Source organism: Streptomyces sp. NPDC047028 (assembly GCF_040644095.1).
Lineage (GTDB): Bacteria > Actinomycetota > Actinomycetes > Streptomycetales > Streptomycetaceae > Streptomyces.
In genome coordinates this window covers 57,207-73,493 of the sequence record NZ_JBEYVS010000001.1, presented here as the reverse complement: position 1 = coordinate 73,493, position 16,287 = coordinate 57,207, and the positions used below count along the sequence as shown (strand labels likewise).

General features: G+C 67.9%; 16 protein-coding genes. 7 read left to right on the top strand and 9 right to left on the bottom strand.

Annotation, left to right across the window (positions count from 1 at the left end; translation table 11 throughout):
* Positions 1–85: 85 nt before the first annotated feature.
* The 9 genes from ABZ854_RS00390 to ABZ854_RS00350 form a co-directional block, all read right to left on the bottom strand.
* Positions 86–559 carry a pilus assembly protein TadG-related protein gene (locus ABZ854_RS00390; RefSeq protein ID WP_361202162.1) on the bottom strand — a complete coding sequence of 158 codons (474 nt, stop codon included), beginning with the start codon at positions 557–559 and terminating at the stop codon, positions 86–88.
* The gene (locus ABZ854_RS00385; protein ID WP_361202160.1) at positions 556–975 is read right to left on the bottom strand and encodes a TadE/TadG family type IV pilus assembly protein; all 420 of its coding nucleotides are present in this window, start codon (positions 973–975) and stop codon (positions 556–558) included. Before ABZ854_RS00385 ends, ABZ854_RS00390 begins: the two co-directional genes overlap by 4 nt.
* Entirely contained in the window at positions 972–1,466 is a 495-nt protein-coding gene (locus ABZ854_RS00380; RefSeq protein WP_361202158.1) for a TadE family protein, read from the bottom strand. Before ABZ854_RS00380 ends, ABZ854_RS00385 begins: the two co-directional genes overlap by 4 nt.
* 49 nt (positions 1,467–1,515) lie before the next feature.
* On the bottom strand, positions 1,516–1,791 hold the full coding sequence (locus ABZ854_RS00375; RefSeq protein ID WP_361202156.1) for a hypothetical protein: 276 nt from the start codon (positions 1,789–1,791) through the stop codon (positions 1,516–1,518).
* A 91-nt stretch (positions 1,792–1,882) separates the two neighbouring features.
* Positions 1,883–2,803 carry a type II secretion system F family protein gene (locus ABZ854_RS00370; protein WP_361202154.1) on the bottom strand — a complete coding sequence of 307 codons (921 nt, stop codon included), beginning with the start codon at positions 2,801–2,803 and terminating at the stop codon, positions 1,883–1,885.
* Positions 2,800–3,768, bottom strand: a complete 969-nt coding sequence (locus ABZ854_RS00365) for a type II secretion system F family protein (protein ID WP_361202152.1) — start codon at positions 3,766–3,768, stop codon at positions 2,800–2,802. The genes ABZ854_RS00370 and ABZ854_RS00365 overlap by 4 nt, the downstream gene beginning before the upstream one ends.
* Positions 3,769–3,770: 2 nt before the next feature.
* Positions 3,771–5,078 (bottom strand): ATPase, T2SS/T4P/T4SS family, encoded by a 1,308-nt coding sequence (locus tag ABZ854_RS00360; RefSeq protein WP_129307499.1) that lies wholly within the window; start codon positions 5,076–5,078, stop codon positions 3,771–3,773.
* Positions 5,075–6,118, bottom strand: a complete 1,044-nt coding sequence (locus ABZ854_RS00355) for a hypothetical protein (RefSeq protein ID WP_361202150.1) — start codon at positions 6,116–6,118, stop codon at positions 5,075–5,077. Before ABZ854_RS00355 ends, ABZ854_RS00360 begins: the two co-directional genes overlap by 4 nt.
* A gap of 17 nt (positions 6,119–6,135) precedes the next feature.
* A complete protein-coding gene (locus tag ABZ854_RS00350) occupies positions 6,136–6,846 on the bottom strand; it encodes a hypothetical protein (RefSeq protein WP_361202148.1) in 711 nt (236 codons plus the stop codon).
* An 858-nt stretch (positions 6,847–7,704) separates the two neighbouring features.
* On the opposite strand from ABZ854_RS00350, the gene ABZ854_RS00345 reads away from it, so the two are divergent.
* The 7 genes from ABZ854_RS00345 (at position 7,705) to ABZ854_RS00315 (ending at position 16,088) form a co-directional block, all read left to right on the top strand.
* The gene (locus tag ABZ854_RS00345; RefSeq protein WP_361202146.1) at positions 7,705–8,217 is read left to right on the top strand and encodes a hypothetical protein; all 513 of its coding nucleotides are present in this window, start codon (positions 7,705–7,707) and stop codon (positions 8,215–8,217) included.
* 111 nt (positions 8,218–8,328) lie between these two features.
* Entirely contained in the window at positions 8,329–8,652 is a 324-nt protein-coding gene (locus ABZ854_RS00340; RefSeq protein WP_361202144.1) for a hypothetical protein, read from the top strand.
* Between the two features lie 12 nt (positions 8,653–8,664).
* Entirely contained in the window at positions 8,665–13,011 is a 4,347-nt protein-coding gene (locus ABZ854_RS00335) for a DUF6531 domain-containing protein (protein WP_361202142.1), read from the top strand.
* Positions 13,008–13,460, top strand: coding sequence for a hypothetical protein (locus tag ABZ854_RS00330; protein WP_361202140.1), 453 nt, complete (start codon positions 13,008–13,010; stop codon positions 13,458–13,460). The genes ABZ854_RS00335 and ABZ854_RS00330 overlap by 4 nt, the downstream gene beginning before the upstream one ends.
* A gap of 177 nt (positions 13,461–13,637) precedes the next feature.
* Positions 13,638–14,192, top strand: coding sequence for a hypothetical protein (locus tag ABZ854_RS00325; protein ID WP_361202138.1), 555 nt, complete (start codon positions 13,638–13,640; stop codon positions 14,190–14,192).
* Positions 14,193–14,830: 638 nt separating this feature from the next.
* Entirely contained in the window at positions 14,831–15,358 is a 528-nt protein-coding gene (locus tag ABZ854_RS00320; RefSeq protein WP_361202136.1) for a hypothetical protein, read from the top strand.
* A 202-nt stretch (positions 15,359–15,560) separates the two neighbouring features.
* Positions 15,561–16,088 (top strand): SMI1/KNR4 family protein, encoded by a 528-nt coding sequence (locus ABZ854_RS00315; protein ID WP_361202134.1) that lies wholly within the window; start codon positions 15,561–15,563, stop codon positions 16,086–16,088.
* The last annotated feature ends 199 nt before the right edge of the window (positions 16,089–16,287 follow it).

Below are 16,287 nucleotides of genomic sequence, written 5' to 3'. Positions count from 1 at the left end.
CCTGGGTCGTGGGTGGTCGCTGACTGTACGAGGGCCCTCCGGCCGAACGCCGGCTGGACGGACCCCTCCGAGATCCTATGCAGGCTCAGCCGACCTCGTTCCTCGCCTCCGCGTGGCCGTGGACGACGACGTCGCCGCCGTAGAAGAGGCCGGTGAAGACGGGCTGGTAGGTCAGTTGGACCTCGACCTCGACGTGTTGGGCGTCGGGGTTCACGCAGTGGGTCGCGGCGATGTCGGCAGGCGTCAGCTTCATCTCGCGGGCGAAGGCCTTCACCCGGGCGTCGCAGTCCTGGTAGTTGATCGGTGCCGGGCCGCCCTGGTCGTCGTAGAGGGCTTCCTTGTCTATGTCCTGGGCGGCGTAGCGGGCGGCCTGTTCGGCGATGTCGGCGGCGCGTTCGCGTTTGGAGATGGACAGGCCGCCGTCGATGACGAACGCGGCGAGGGCGAGGAAGACGAGGGCGAAGATGATGACCGCGCCGGCGCCGGAGCCCCGGTCGTCCAGGCGCCGGGACCGTTCGGCCCACCAGGTGCGCACCCGCGTGAGCACGGCCGCTCTCATGCCGACCTCCGGTAGGGGTCCAGCGACGAGGAGAAGCTGGCCGACAGGTGCGTCGGGATGTCCAGGCCCAGCATGGCCAGGCCGCGGACCTGGCAGCTGACCTCGACCGTGAAGAAGGGGTCGACCTTCGGGTTGAACCCGGTGCTCGTCTGGACGACGGACACCGGACCGGAGCAGACGTTCGCCAGATCGTCCGCCGCGACCCTGCGCGCCTCCCGCATGGCCGTGGCCGGGTCCTTCTGGATGGAGCCCGCGCGGGCGGCGTCCCGGGCGGCGCTGTCGACCGCGCCACGGCCGTCGACGAGCTGGCCGAAGGCCACCAGGACCAGGATGAACAGCATCATCACCGGGGCGAGGATCACCACCTCGACGGTGGACAGACCACGGTCGTCCCGCGTGCGGGCGGCCGGCCTCACGGCGCACTGTCCTTCACGAAGCGCTCCACCGGCCCCGCCGACCGCGCGTGCACCGTCAGGTCCAAGCCCGGGAACACCGTGGGCACATGCGCCGTGATCTCCAGCCCGACCGTGTTCGGATCGGTCTGGAGGGGTTCGACGTCGGGCGACAGGACGAGTTTCGGGCCGAGCTGGCCGATGTAGCCGTCGGCCACCGTCTTCGCCTCACCCGTCCACGTGTCGGGATGGTCGTGGGCCACGGCACGGGCTTTGCGGGCGCCGGCCTGGGCCGCCGCCTGGGCGACGTGGTCGGCGAAGAAGTACAGGGCGAACTGGACCGTCGCGAAGATCATGAAGAACAGGACAGGGGTCAGGAACACGAACTCGATCGAGGTCATACCGGAATCGCCGGACCGGCCTCGCGCGGAGTCCCTCCGGCCGCACGCGGAGTCCCACCGGCCGCGCGCGGCGTGCGCCCGGCCGCGCGCCCATCGGCGCAGTCGCGTCCGCATGTCCGTGGCCTCCCCCTGTCGTTCCGGTCGTGTCGTGTCGTACGGCCGCTCAGCAGGTCTTGTCCGCCTGGGCACCCTGGATGCAGTTGCCGACGTGGTCGGCGCCGCCCTTCAGCGCCTTGGTGATGATCGCCGCCACCACTCCCACGATCGCCACCACGACCGCGGAGATGATGACCCACTCCACCGCCGAGGCGCCCCGGTCCAGTTCGCCGGAGCGGGCGCGGTCGACGCGGGCGCGCAGGAAGGTGACCAGGAAGTCCACCGCCGGGATCCCGGTGACGAGGCTCCGTCCGGTCGGCCTTCCGTTCATCCGTCCGTTCATGATGGGCAGTCCCCTTAGTCCTCTTCGGTCTGGCGAAACAATGGGTGGTGCTGAAGACGCGGATGCGATGGGCGGAGGTTCTCGAAGCAGCTCACACCTGGAACACCCGCATCGCCGCCGGGAAGATCAGGAACACCAGGAAGCCGGCGCAGAGCAGCAGCTGGGCGACGAGCATCGACTGGGACTTCTCGCCCGCGCTGCCCTCGATCTCGGAGAGTTCACGGTGGCGCATCGTCTCGGCGCGGGAGGCGAGGGACTCGCGGACCTTGGCTCCGTCGTCGGCGACGAGGGCCAACGAGGCGGACAGGTCCTTGAGTTCCTCCACGCCCAGCTCCTCGCCGAGCGCGCCGAGCGCCTGCCACTGGCTGTGGCCGGTGATCCGGGCGTCGGCGAGCGCGTTGCGGATGCGCTGGGTGGCCCAGCCGTCCGAGACCTCGGCCGCCGCCATCAGCGCCTCGGGCAGGCCCCGGCCGCCGGCCAGGCTCATCGACACCAGGTCCAGGTAGGCCCCGATGACCCGGCGCAGGTCCCGCCGCTTGTCCGCCGCGTCCCGCCGTACCTCCAGGTCGGGCAGGAAGAAGAACAGCGCCGCGCAGATCAGGGCGAGCCACACCGGGATGACCGGGCCGGAGCCGAAGCCCAGCGTCCACACGACCGCGAACAGCAGCGGTCCGAAGAACAGCCCGGCCACGCCCAGCAGCACCTTGGTGGCGAGGAAGTTCTCCCAGCCCCGGTCCAGCACGGCGAGGTCGGCGCGCAGCGAGCGCTGCTCCCAGCCCTGCTGGAGGTAGAACTCCGAGATGCGGGCGCCGACCCGGGCGCGCACTGAGCCGAGGCGGCCGGTGTCGCGGGTCTGGCGGGAGGACTCGTACGCCGCTCCGCGCGCCCGCATCGCGTCGATCCGGGCGACCTGGGCGACCGCGCTGCGCTTGCTCGGGGTCAGGGCGCGGACGAGGGCGTACACCCCCAGGCCGAAGACGACTCCGACCACGATGGGCATGGTGAGGCTCATCGCCGGACCCCCTCCTCCTGCTGGGCGGCGGTGCGGGGCCGGACGAACCGCACGGCCGACTCGTCGTGGACCAGGAAGCGTTCGGGTGTCTCGATGGTGGACAGCTTGCGCAGCCACCAGAAGCCCAGTCCGAACAGTGCGCAGACGAGGAGCAGGACCAGCTGGCCGACGGCGGTGCCGTACGGCGCGACGAACTGGCGGTTGAACACGGCGAGTCCGAGGACGAACGCGACGGACACGGCGACGACGATCTGCACGGAGCGACGGGTGGAGGCACGCTGGGCCATCACGCGCTGCCGCATGTCGACCTCCTCGCGGGCCGACTTGGCGAGCGCGCCGAGCACCTGCCGCAGACCGGGGCCGCGCAGCCGGGCGTTGAGGATGAGGGCGGCGACGATGATGTCGGCGGAGGCGTCGTCGATCTCGTCGGCGAGGACCTGGAGGGCGTCGGGGAGGGGCGTCCGGGAGCGCAGCCGGTCGACGAGCGCGTCCAGGTGAGGCCGCAGCACGGGGGCGGCGGCGCGCGCGGACGCGGGGATGGCCTGCTCCAGGCCGACGGCGCCGGCGATGGTGTCGCGCAGCGACTCGGTCCAGGACGCGAGGGCCTCCACGCGGCGCATGGCGGCGCGTTCCTCCGCGGCGCCGCCGAAGAGGCGGTCCCAGAAGAAGACGAGGATGCCGGCGGCGATGCCGGCCACCGCCCAGCGGGTCACCAGCAGGACGGCGAGACCGACGATCGCGGCGATCGAGCCGCGCTGTCCGGCGAACCGGAGGAGTTCGGCGGCCCGTTCGTTGGCCTTCTGCTTCTCGTGCGCGGGCTTGGCGGGCAGGCCGCGGATCGCGACGATCAGCAGCGCGAGTCCGCCGCCGGCGACGACGCCGCTGCCGAGGGCGTACAGGACGGTGGTGGAGAACAGCCCGCCGAGTGCACCGGGGTTCGCTCCGAGGTTCTCTGCGAGGTTCATGGTCACCCCCAGTTTCCATGCGGCCGGTAGCCGTGGGCCATCAGGTCCTCCAGGCAGGCGATGGGCGCGTGCGGTACGACCCGTCCGTCGGACGCCTCGGCGAAGACCTCGCTGGACAGCACCCGGCCGTCGACGCCGTTGACCTCGCGGACGGAGGTGACCATGCGCTGGAGCCGGCCGCCGGTCTGGTAGTCGTTGCGCCGCTGGATGAAGACGACGAAGTTCACCGCGCCCGCGATCAGCATCTGGCTGGCCTCGATGGGCAGCCGTTCGGACGCCTGGAGCGCGTAGGTGGAGATGCGGTTGAACACCTCGTGGGAGCTGTTGGCGTGGATCGTGGACAGCGAGCCGTCGTTGCCCTGCGACATCGCGTTCAGCATGGTGACGATCTCGTCGCCGAGGACCTCGCCGACGATGACCCGGGAAGGGTTCATGCGCAGCGACCGGCGGACGAGTTCCGCCATGGCGATGGCGCCCTGCCCCTCGGAGTTGGGCAGCCGCTCCTCGAACGCCACGACGTTCGGGTGCAGGTCGGTGAACGTGTCGAGGCCGAGTTCCAGGGCGCGTTCGACGGTGATCAGACGCTCGTGCGGCGGGATCTCGTTGGCGAGGGCGCGCAACAGGGTGGTCTTCCCCGCGTTCGTCGCGCCCGCGATCATGATGTTCTTGCGGGCGCGGACGGCGCAGGCCATGAAGTGGGCGACCTCGGGCGTCAGCGTGCCGTTGCCGACCAGGTCGGATATGAACACCTTGCCCAGGCGGGCCCGGCGGATCGACAGCGCGGGGCGCCGGGCGACGTCCATGACGGCGGACAGCCGGGAACCGTCGGGCAGCCGCAGGTCCAGCTGCGGGTTGGCGGAGTCGAAGGGCCGGGAGGACAGGCCGGAGTAGGCGCCGAGCACCTGGATCAGCTCGATCAGCTCCTCGTCGGTCTCGGCGACGGGCTCTCCCGTCACCTCCCGTCCGTCCGAGTAGCCGATGAAGACCTGGTCGCAGCCGTTGATGTCGATGTTCTCGACCTCGGGGTCGTCCAGCAGCGGCTGCAGCCGGCCCACGCCGAACAGCGCGGCGTGCACGGCGGCGGCGTACTGCTCCTCGGTCTCGGCGTCCGGGGGCGTGCGGCCGGCGCTGATCTCCGCGCGGGCGTACTCCTCCAGGATCTGCGCGATGACCGCGCGGGCGTACTGCCGCTCGTCCTCCGTGGACATGGGGGCGACGCCGGCGACCTGGTCCTGGCGGCGCTGCTCGGCGATACGGTCGCCGGCGTCCTGCCGGAACCGCTTGACCAACTGGTGGTCGACAGCGGTCATCGGCCGGCTCCGAGGTGACCTTGCCCGCCGGGGCCGGGCTGGGGCTGCTGGGGGGAGGGGTACGGCTGCTGCGGCGGCTGCGGCTGGGGCTGCGGCTGGGGCTGCGGCTGCTGGTACGACTGCTGCGGCTGCTGGGCGTGCTGCCCTTGCTGGGGCTGCCCGGTATGCGCGCCCTGCGCGGTCTGCGTGCCCTGGGGCTGAGACAGGTGCTGCGGCTGGTGTGCCTGCTGCGCCGGTACGGTCCAGGTGGCGCCGTACTGCTGGTACAGGTCCGCGGTCACCTTGCGGGCGGAGCGGACCAGCAGGGACTTGTCGAGCCGCCCCCGCCTGCGGCCGGCCAGCTGGTCGGCGCCGGCGGGGTCGTCGGCGAGGGTGCCGAGGACGCGGGCGCCGGTCTGGGCGTGCACCAGCATGTCGTTGACCTGGTTGACCAGCTTGGCCGAGCTGCCCGGGTCGGTGATCAGCAGCACCCCGATGAGCGGCGTGGCGAGGGCGGCGGCGCCGCGGGGGCCGCCGTGCAGCTTGGTCGACAGGGCGGCGGCCCGGTCCCGGACGCGGGCCAGCGCCTCGGGTTCGGTGCGCGAGACGAGCAGCACGAGCGCGGCGTGCGGGAACAGCTCCAGGGCCGGGGTGTCGCCGCTGACGCGTCCGCAGTCCGCGATGACGTCGGCGGGGGCGTCGGGCGAGTCGGCGAGGGAGGCGAAGGCGTGCCCCAGGGTCGGCCACAGGCCGGCGAGCCCGGTGGCCTGCTCGGCGATGCCGAGCCCGACGAGTACGTCGAGGCCGCCGCTCAACGGCTGGACGTGGTCCCAGAGTTGGTCGGGCACGAGGCCGCGCCGCGCGGTGGCGGCTATGGACAGCATGCCGGTGTTGGGGTTGAGCGGGCCGCCGTGGGCGGCGGCGCTGCGGTAGACGAGGTCACCGCCCGCCGGGTCGGTCTCGGCGAGCAGCACGCGGCGCGGCCAGACCGCGGCGAGGGCGACGGCCGCCGTGGTGACGCCGGGAGAGCCCTTGTCGGCGGCGAGAGCGATGAGCGCCATGGGGTGGGTGCCGCCTTCTAGTTGCCGCTGCCGGGAACGTGCACGACGGCGACCGTGCCGGCGGACGCGGCCCGCGCGACGGCGGCGGCGTCGGTCTGGTCGACGAGGAGGGTCAGCGACAGGTTGCCGGTGCTGATGGTGGCGTCGCTGTCGTCGGCCCGCTTCTGGACCTTGGCGTTGTCGACGATGAGGCCGCCGGCGGAGGACGACGCACCGGAGCCGGTGCTCTTGCCGCTCGTGTCGACGTTGTAGACGGCGACGGTGTCACCGTTCTTGATGTCGGCGGGGTACTGGCCCTCCTTGAGGGCGACGCCCACGACGGCCTTGCCGGCCGGGAGGGTGGAGCCCTCGGCGAACATCTGGCCCACGACGACCGTGCCCTTGTAGATGGCCGTGCGCGCCTTGAGCTTCATCAGCTGCGACCGCTGGTCCCACTTGACGTAGTTGACGCCGTTGTCGGCGGCGACCATGACGGAGGTGATGTTGTCCTTGTTGACGGAGTCGCCCGGCTCGATGTCCTGGGTCACCTTGATGACCTCGATCCGGTCGCCGGCGCGCAGCACGAGGGTCGTGGCACCGAGCGCGCCGAGCAGGATCAGCAGCACGGCGAGCGCGGCGAGGGCGGGTTTGCGCTCACGCGGCGGCGTGGGAAGCCGGTCACCGACCGGTGGCTGAGCCGGAGCGGCGGAACGACCGGCGCCCGCCCCCGTACGCTCTTGGATCTTCACGCAACCGCTCCCCGTACACCCAAGAAGGTCTCGCCTGTCACATTCCGTGCGTCGCCGGACACCTCACCACCGGCGTCGCGAGGGCCGGGCGAACTACCCAGCGCAGCGGTGGGTGTCAAGCGATCGCACCGTATCAGCCGTACATAAGCCCCTCAAGGCGCGCCCGGGCAGCCCACTCCCGGCAGGCACCGCGTTGCCCACTGCAACGCCCCACGGGAGTGACCCCGTTGTCTCCGAGGCGACAGGTCACGGGCTTCCTGTGCGTGAGCGAACCCCCGCCCGACCCGCGGCACTCCTCACCACCCGCCCACGCACTCTGCACAATTCGCTTACGAAGGGCGGGATCACTCAAGTCGTGATCTTTACCCGCTACAGGCGGCCGAGGCCCCGAGCGCGGCGAGCGGGTGATCGAGCGCGAGGGGCATGCGCTCGGCGAGGAGGCCGTTCATCCGCGTGCGGGAACGCGCTCGAACCGCGCAAAGGGCGAACTTCCCCCGAACGGGGACGCGCCCTCCCCCACAGCCACCGCCCCTTCACCGGTCGCCCTCGTCTCGCCCCCGCCCTCCTCCTCTTCGGCGCAGGGGGGGATCCCCTGGGCCTCGCCCTCGGACAACTCACTCGACTACGGCGCTCGCGTCCTGATCTCCTATCCGTACTGGTCTGGCCGGCGGGCTTGCGCCAGGGCGAGAAGCGGGAACGCCTCCGCGTCGAGGCCCTGACCAAGTCCAGGCAAAGCGCCGGCCATCGGCGTCCCAAGCCGGCGCGGCACCACCCATGGGCCCCTTCCCGGCCCCGCACGCAAGTCCGTACCTTCTCCATTGAGCCGGGCCGACCGGCCGGACCGAACCCGGGGGACCCGTGACAGCGACGCCGACACCGAGACCGACTCCGACACCGGCCGAACCACTCGAATCATGGCCCGCGCGAACCCCGTTCGGCGCGGCCTGGCGGGGCGGAGCCGTTCTCGCCTTCACGCTGGCGGGCCTGGCGCTCAGTTCCTGGACCGGCTCCAAGCTGATGCGCTACGACGACCGCCTGGGCTCCGGCCCGGCCATCGTCGTGACGTTGGCGGCGCTGGTCCTGGTCATGCAGTGGCTGCGCGCCAGGAACGGATACGTGGTCTTCACCATGGTGGGTAGCCTCCTCGGCGCCGTCGGCGGTGCCCCTCTCCTCCAGGGTGGCTACCTGTCCGCGCACCGCCCCTACCTCGCCCAATCCCCCTGGGCCACCGCGTGGGCCGCAACGGCGGCCGTGGGCACGGCCATCGCCCTGGTGGCGATCATCTCGGGGACGGTGAGCGGCTACCGAAACCCCCGCCCGGTGCCGTCCCAGGACCCGGACCGAAAGGCTTCGGACTCCAAGCGGACATAAAGTGTCCGGCTTTACCTCTCCTTGACGTCACCCATACTTTCCGCATAACCGATCTCCCTACTGTCGTGCAGGTTGGCATGTGCACAGGGGCAAGAGGGTCAAGTTCGGGGGATGGTTCGGGTGTCGGACCTGAAGAAGCAGGCGTCGTCGATGAACAAGGCGGCGTCGGGTCTGCGGTCGGTGGGTCGGGACCACACGGCGAAGCCGCTGGCGGAGTTCACCGCGCAGCAGCACGACTTGGGGGCCCTGGGAGCCCTGGGGTCGTTGCTGGGTGCGAAGAGTGAGATCGAGAAGGGCATGACCACCCTCTCCAAGCTGACGAAGCAGCTGGAGGACGAGTGGTCGGCCGAGGCGAAGCTGATCGGCGCGGTGTCCGACGCCTTCGACCTGCTCGACCTGCTGATCGCGGCCGAGGCCAAGGCGAAGAAGGGCTGAGGCGCGCGTCCCATGGTGGATCTCAACCCCCTGCACTACATCAACAAGTTCAACCACGCGATGGGCGACGACCTCGCCAGTGGCCTGGAGTTCCTGGGCATCTCGAATCCGGCGGTGGATCCGGACGGGGTCCGGGAGATAGCGAAGAAGTGGCGCCACCTGGCCGGCGGACTGGAGGGCGCCTCCTCGGCAGCGGACACCGCCCTGAAGGGGGTGGAGTGGGAGGGGAAGGCCGCCAAGGCGTTCCACAAGCGCTCCAAGGAGGCCCGTAAACAGGCGACCGAGATGGCGCACGCGCTGCGCAAGGGCGCGAAGGCGCTGGACGACTTCGCGGACAAAGCGCACGAGATGCTGTCCGAGATCGGCACGCTGCTGGCGGAGATCGCCGAGTTCGAGATCGCCGGTCTCGCCCTGTCCATCCTCACCGCGGGCACCTCGGAGGTCGTATCGAACCTGATGGCGGGCGAACGGGCGCTGAAGGTGGTGGCGCTGGTCGGCCGCATCGAGGAGGAGGGGACGGCGCTCGGCTCGGTCGTACGCGGGGTGATGGAGGTCATCCGCGGCATCGAGCGGGCGCTGAAGGCGCTGAAGGAGATCCGGGGAGTCACCGCCGCGGGCAAGATGGCGGCCGACGGAATGAAGTTCTCCGCGTTCACCACCCTCCTGGAGGACCCGGGCGCGTTCAAGGACCCCGGCAAACTCGCCGGCATCCTGACCGAGGGCGCCCTGATGGGCGTCGGCTTCGGTGTGCTGGGCAAGGCCCTCGGCAAGGGCCTGAAGGGACTCGGCCCGGCCGCCCTGGCCAAGCTGAGCAAGTCGATGGGGCTGGACTGCGCGGCCTTCGAACGGCTGAGGCTGAACCCCGGCTTCAACAAGCTGCCCGCGTCGGTCCGCAACATGGTCAAGAAGTTCGTCCGGGACCCGATCGACGTGGCCACCGGCGACATGGCCCTGACCCGCACCGACACCAGCCTGCCCGGCGTGCTCCCGCTGATCCTGCAGCGCACGCACCTCTCGTCCTACCGCCACGGAGGCTGGTTCGGACCCACCTGGGCCTCCACCCTCGACCAGCGTGTCCAGGCCGATGACGAGGGCTTCGTCTACGCCACCGCAGACGGCGCCCGCCTCTGCTTCCCGCACCCGGACCCCGAGACCAACACCCCCGTCCGCCCCGAGACCCCCGGCTCCCGCCTCACCCTGGCCTGGGACCCGGAAACGGACGGGGCGATCCGCGTGCACGACCCCGACACCGGCCTGTCATACGTCTTCCACTCCCCGGTCCCGGCCGCCGGCGACACCGCGGTCGACCTCCCCCTGCAGCACATCCAGGACCGCAACACCAACCGCATCACCATCGAGTACACCCAGGGCGACGTCCCCGGCGCAGTCGTCCACTCAGGCGGCTACCGCATCGCCGTCGACACCAACCCGGCCCGCTCCCGCATCACCGGCCTGCGCCTGATCGACCCGGCCCACCCCAACGGCCCCGGCACCACCCTGCTCACCTTCGGCTACGACGACCAGGGCCACCTGACCGAGGAGTACAACTCCTCCGGCCTCCCGCTGCGCTACACCTACGACCCCGAAGGCCGCATCACCTCCTGGACCGACCGCAACGCCACGACCTACTGGTACCGCTACGACGAACGAGGCCGCGTCGAAGCCACCGGCGGCACGGGCGGCTTCCTCGCCTCCACCCTCACCTACGACGATCCCACCCGCACCACCCACGTAACCGACTCCCTCGGCCACACCCGCATCTACGAACACAACGCGGACCTACGCCTGATCCGCGAGACGGATCCACTGGGCAACAGCACGGTCCAGGAATGGGACGATGACCACCGACTGATCAGTCTTATCGACGCTATTGGACGCACCACCCACTACGCATACGACGACGCCGGTAACCTGACTGAGGTGCTCCGCGCCGACGGGCACCGGGCAAGCACCAAACACAATGAATTCGATATGCCGACCCGAGTCGTTTACGCGGATGGCGCGATCTGGCGGCAGCAGTACGACGAGCGTGGAAACAGAATCGCTGTCATCGACCCGACCGGAGCGACGACCCGCTTCACCTACGACTCATCCGGGCACTTGACATCGGCAATCAATGCGCTTGATCAAGTGAACCTCTGTCGCTGCGACAAGGCCGGGTTGCCAATCGAGATTGTCGATCCCACTGGCTCCTCAATCCACTATGAACGCGACGCCTTTGGCCGACCCACCGCCGTTACAGACCAACTGGGAAGCTCGACGCGCCTCCAATGGGACGCGGAAGGCAGACTGCTCCGACGGGTCAACCCCACGGGCGAGGAAGAGTCTTGGCAATATGACAACGAAGGCAACTGTACAGCGCACACAGATGCCAATGGCAGCACCAGCCGCTTCGAGTACACCAATTTCGACCTTTTGACTGCTCGTGTCACGCCTGCGGGAAATCGCTACGAGTTCGGCTACGACACAGAACTCCATCTCACACGAGTCACAAATCCCCAAGATCTGATTTGGTCGTACCAATACGATTCGGTGGGTCGACTTGCCCGCGAGATAGATTTCGACGGCCGAATACACACATATACCCATGACGCGCTGGGTCATCTCGCCGCCAGGACTACGCCCATGGGGCAGACCATCCGGTTCGAGCGAGACGCGCTTGACCGCGTCACCCGAAAAGATGCATGCGGGTCCATAACGACGTACACGTATGACCCGGAGGGGCGTCTGCGGCTGGCAATAAGCCCCGATGCTCAGATGTCATTTCGATATGACGACCTGGGTCGAATCATTTCGGAAACGAGCAATGGCCGCACTCTTACACATGCCTATGATGCTCTCGGACGGGAGACTAGTCGCACCACCCCCACGGGAGCGACGTCCGACCTCGTCTATGATTCCGCGGGCAACCGCACCACGCTCACGATCAGCGGGTACACCGTTGCCTCCGAATACGACAGCGTGGGACGTGAGACCACCCGTCGCATCGGCGACCACCTCGCCCTATGTTACGACTGGGACCCCGCGAATCGGCTCACAGCTCAATCCGCATTCGCTTCCGGTCGGACAGTTCAGCACCGGACCTACGCCTACCGGCCCGACGGACACCTGACGGGGATCCAAGACCTTCACCAAGGCCCCAGTCGCTTTACCCTCGACCTCATGGGCCAAGTCACCGCCGTCCACTCGAGCGACTGGACGGAGTCATACTCCTACGACGACGCAGGCAACCTTACGGGTGCCATTTGGCCCGACGCCCATGCCGTTCCAGAGGCCCGCGGTGAACGCGACTACTCCGGCACTATCGTTAGCTCAGCAGGACGTGTTCGCTATGAACACGACGCCGCCGGACGTACGGTGCTGCGACAGAAGGCGCGCCTGTCCCGCAAGCCTGACACCTGGCGATTCCGCTACGACCCGGAGGACCGACTCACCTCCGTGCTCACCCCTGATGGCGCGACATGGCACTACCTCTACGACCCCATCGGCCGTCGAATCGCCAAATATCTGATGGCTGCCGATGGCGTCACCATTACTGAGCAGATCGACTTCACTTGGGATGGCCCCACACTGGTCGAGCAGACGACTACGTCCGAGAATCTTCCCGACGCGATCACGATCACTTGGGAACACGAGGGGATTCACCCTGTGATTCAGTGCGAACGAGTCACGGCAAAAACCGATCAACACGAGATCAACAAACGCTTCTTCGGCATTGTCACGGACTTGGTGGGCAGCCCCACCGAACTTCTATCGGAACATGGAGAGACGGCCTGGCGCATGCGTCGCACCCTTTGGGGAACGACGACTTGGAATCGTGACGCCACCGCCTACACGCCGCTGCGCTTCCCAGGTCAGTATTACGACCCGGAGTCCGGCCTTCACTACAACCACTACCGATACTACGACCCGCTGACCGCCCGGTACACCACTTTGGACCCGCTTGGCCTGGAGCCCGCCCCCAACCCGGCCACGTACGTCCATAATCCCCACACCTGGATCGACTACCTGGGCCTGGCAGCACGTGGCCCCAAAGATCCGCTTTATCTCGGACAGGGATACCGGGGCAGAATGGATCACTGGCAAGAAGGAACCAGGGGTACCGACTTCGAAATTCACGTGTACGACAAGAGGGGTAGAGAGGTTGGGATCTTTGGTAGCGATGGCTGGTTCAACAAGCACGGCAAGTCCGCAGCCGACGCGGACGTTCCCGCCAGTGTCGAGAACGCCCTGAAGGGGAAAGCTGTCGACTTCATGAGAGGCACCGGACGCCTAGGACCCAAGGGAACCCAGGACATCACAGGCGACAAGTGGAAGCGTCCACGTCTCGCCACGGAAGAAGCGAGTTGCAAGGGATGAGATACGTCAAAGCCGAATGGAATCCCGCTCTTTCGGGGTTTCACACTGACCCCAGTGACTATCTGCGGGAACTTCCGGTTTTGCAGGAAGGGATGCCGCCCGGAGCGCGCGAATTCGCCTTGGAGCCAGGACACTACAGTTTCCGCAGCCCTCGATGCGTAAAGGACCTCGAGCTGTCCGACATCTCCATCCCTGTAAGAAAAGACGGTCTGCTCACCATCACCTTCTCGCCGAACGAATGGAAACACGACAGCGGCCTGACGATCGAGTACCGGGGTGTGACTCGTTTCTCGATCGACCATGAGCATTCCATCGATTGGATGGAGTCTGAAACCGTCATCCTGGACGAACTCCTCCCGCATGCCGACGGCTGTTCGCACGAGATCGCTCTGTCCGACTCGTCCGTCATCGTCCACTGCGCTGATCTGGTGGCCACCTGGGGTTCATGAGCGCACTTCCTGGATGCGCTTTGCGATGTCCGGTCAGTAATTCCCGGCCAAGACCGTATGTGAAGGGTGCGAACCCATGCACGCAGAAGGCCTTGTTGGAGAATTCGCGGGACGGCGCGGCCGCCGCGATGAACCAGGAGTGCACCCCGAGCTTGGAAGGCCGTGAGATGAGCCGTCGTGTTCCATGAAATTGAGGAAATCGAGCAGGAGAAGGATCGGGTGTTGCGCCGGCGGGCGCCGGGAGAGGCACCCCCCGTCCTCTGCGCATTCGACGTACGCACCACCGGGACGACCGTGGAGTTCGGCACCAGGCTGCGCTCCGTGCTGGCGCCGGCGCTGGAGCTTGCCGTCTCCCATCCGTTCAACGGCGAGGACCTTCCCGTCGACACGCTTCCCGACTGGTTCGTCGCCTCCGACCGGGAAAGATCAGCGTCGGCTCCTGAGTTCGTGAGACGAGGGACCGAACGCTATGTGGCTGCCCTCGAGCGATGGGCGTGGGACCTTCAGGAATGGCTGTATCAGTTCGACCCCGAATCCGAATCCCGGGGCTGGGCATGGTGGGATCTCACGCAGACCAGTGACACCAGTGTGCGCGTCTGGGTGGACACGTGGGGGGAGTCCTTCTTTGCCTGCAACGAACTCCGTTGGGCCGCTTACGTCTGCGGGGCCGAAGAGGTAAGGGGGCCCGCCCTCGTGAGATCTTCCGATTGGGTGGAGGCCATCCAGTCTTGAACCTTCACTACTGAGTCGGGCGCTCACCGAGTTTCCCGCGGAGGGCTGTCGCACGGAGTCGGCGGCGATGTTGGTGGGTCGGCTGTGCGGAGCCGGCAGTTTGCTTCGATGGCGAGGGCCGGTCCAGATGAAGCGTCGCTGAATACCTAAGGACCAACATGTCCCGGACGACCCCACCACGCCCATTGAACCTCGAAGCTCTGTTTCCCGACCTCGCCGGCTTCCGGAGTACCTGCACACGGTTGCACCTCCGGCCCGGCAGCCCCACGCCGAACCAGAGTTCCGTTGGCGGACCACTTCTGTGGCCAGTCGACGAGCCCTGGCCGGTCTGCCGGGAGACACACAGGCGCGACATCGGCAGAAGGACCCGGGACATTCGCGAACAGCGCCGCCTGCTCGCCCAAGCCTGGAGTCGGGGCGGCCCCTCCGATGAAGAGAGGGAGGCCTTGATCGCGCTACAGCAAGAACACCGGGCGTCCGGCGTAGACGACAGCACACCTCTTCCTCTTATCCCGCTGGCGCAACTGTTCGCGAGTGACGTACCAAGACTGGTGCCCCCCAGCGGCCGTGATCTTCTGCAGGTGCTGTGGTGTCCCTTCGACGCACATGGATCACCGGCCGGACCAGGCGTCCACTTGGTGTGGCGCACCGCGAACGAGGTCGGCACCGTCCTGCCCGACCCTCCGTTGCCCGGATTGCTAGGCAACGACGGTTACCTTCCGGAACCTTGCACCCTGGCTCCGGAACAGGTCACTGAACATCAGTGGGCCGAACTGCTTCCGGAGGCCCTTCGACAACGTATCGAGGAATGGGAGGAGAGCCTTGGGGAGGGGGGCGACGAGGGGGACGAAGGCGAGGTTCCTTCCTACGATGCGGACTTCTCCATCGCCCCCGGTTGGAAGGTTGGCGGCTTCGCAGCTTGGGGCGTGACAGGTCCGACCGTTCCCGTCTGCGCATGCGGTGCTGACATGCAGCTTTTGCTGACCGTGGCCTCCGCGGAATGGGAAGGCCTCCGGAGCAGTTGGACCCCGCTCGAAGACCTCGCGATGATCGGCACGCCTGATCTGAACGCTCCGACCCAGGTCGTAGTGGGCGGAGGGGGCCACCTGGACATCTTCGTGTGCGCAGCCGATCCCGCCCATCCCCCACAGATCAGCCTCCAGTGAGAGGTGCAAACCATCATGACGTGACCGGTCCACGCTCGGTCGGGAGCACATTCGTATGCAGCCTTGTTGGAGACTTCTCAGGAGGGTGCGACCGCCGCGATCAGCAAGTAGTGCGCCCCGAATCTGGTCTCTTCGGGCATGAGGGGCTGACAGCCCGAGGACGTCAACTGAGAGAAGGAATCCGGCTGCTATGCACCCCGCCGTGGACCGCCTCGCCGAGCTCATCCCCCCGTTCACTCCACGCCGCTCGCGCGACTGGGTGACCACCGAGCGGCAACTCGGTACCTCCCTGCCGGACGACTACAAGGATCTCGTCGAGACCTACGGAGGCGGCGTCTTCGACGAGACGATCTGGCTCCTGGATCCGGAATGCCCTGACGAGGACTACAACCTCCTCGGCCAGGCCACGGAACGTGCAACAGCCCTCGCCGACCTGTGGCAGACCGAGCCCAAACCAGCGGCACTTCAGGAACCCGAAGCACAAATCCTGCCCTGGGCCTATGTCGAGGACAGTTGCATGCACCTCTATTGGCTGCGGCAGCCGGGACAAACGCCGAACGAGTGGACGGTCATCCTCAACGAGGGTCGAGGCCCGGAATGGGAACACCATGCCGCCCAGTGCGCCACCTGGCTGCTGTCCGTCCTGACCGGAGAGACTGACAGCGAGTACTTTTGCGACCTGCCCCTGGGCAGCCACCGCTTCGATTCCAACGACGCGATTCTCGGGTAGCGGGAACCAGGACAAGTGCGCAGGGCCCAGCCGGCGAGGCGGCGCGCCATGACGGCGTGCGACGGTGCGACCACGCCGACACGCCTGGTGGGATCTCACGCAGACCGCCGACACCACTGCGCGCATCTGGGTGAACACCTGGGGGGAGTCCTTCTTCGCCTGCAACGAACTCCGCTGGGCTGCCTATGTCTGCGGAGCC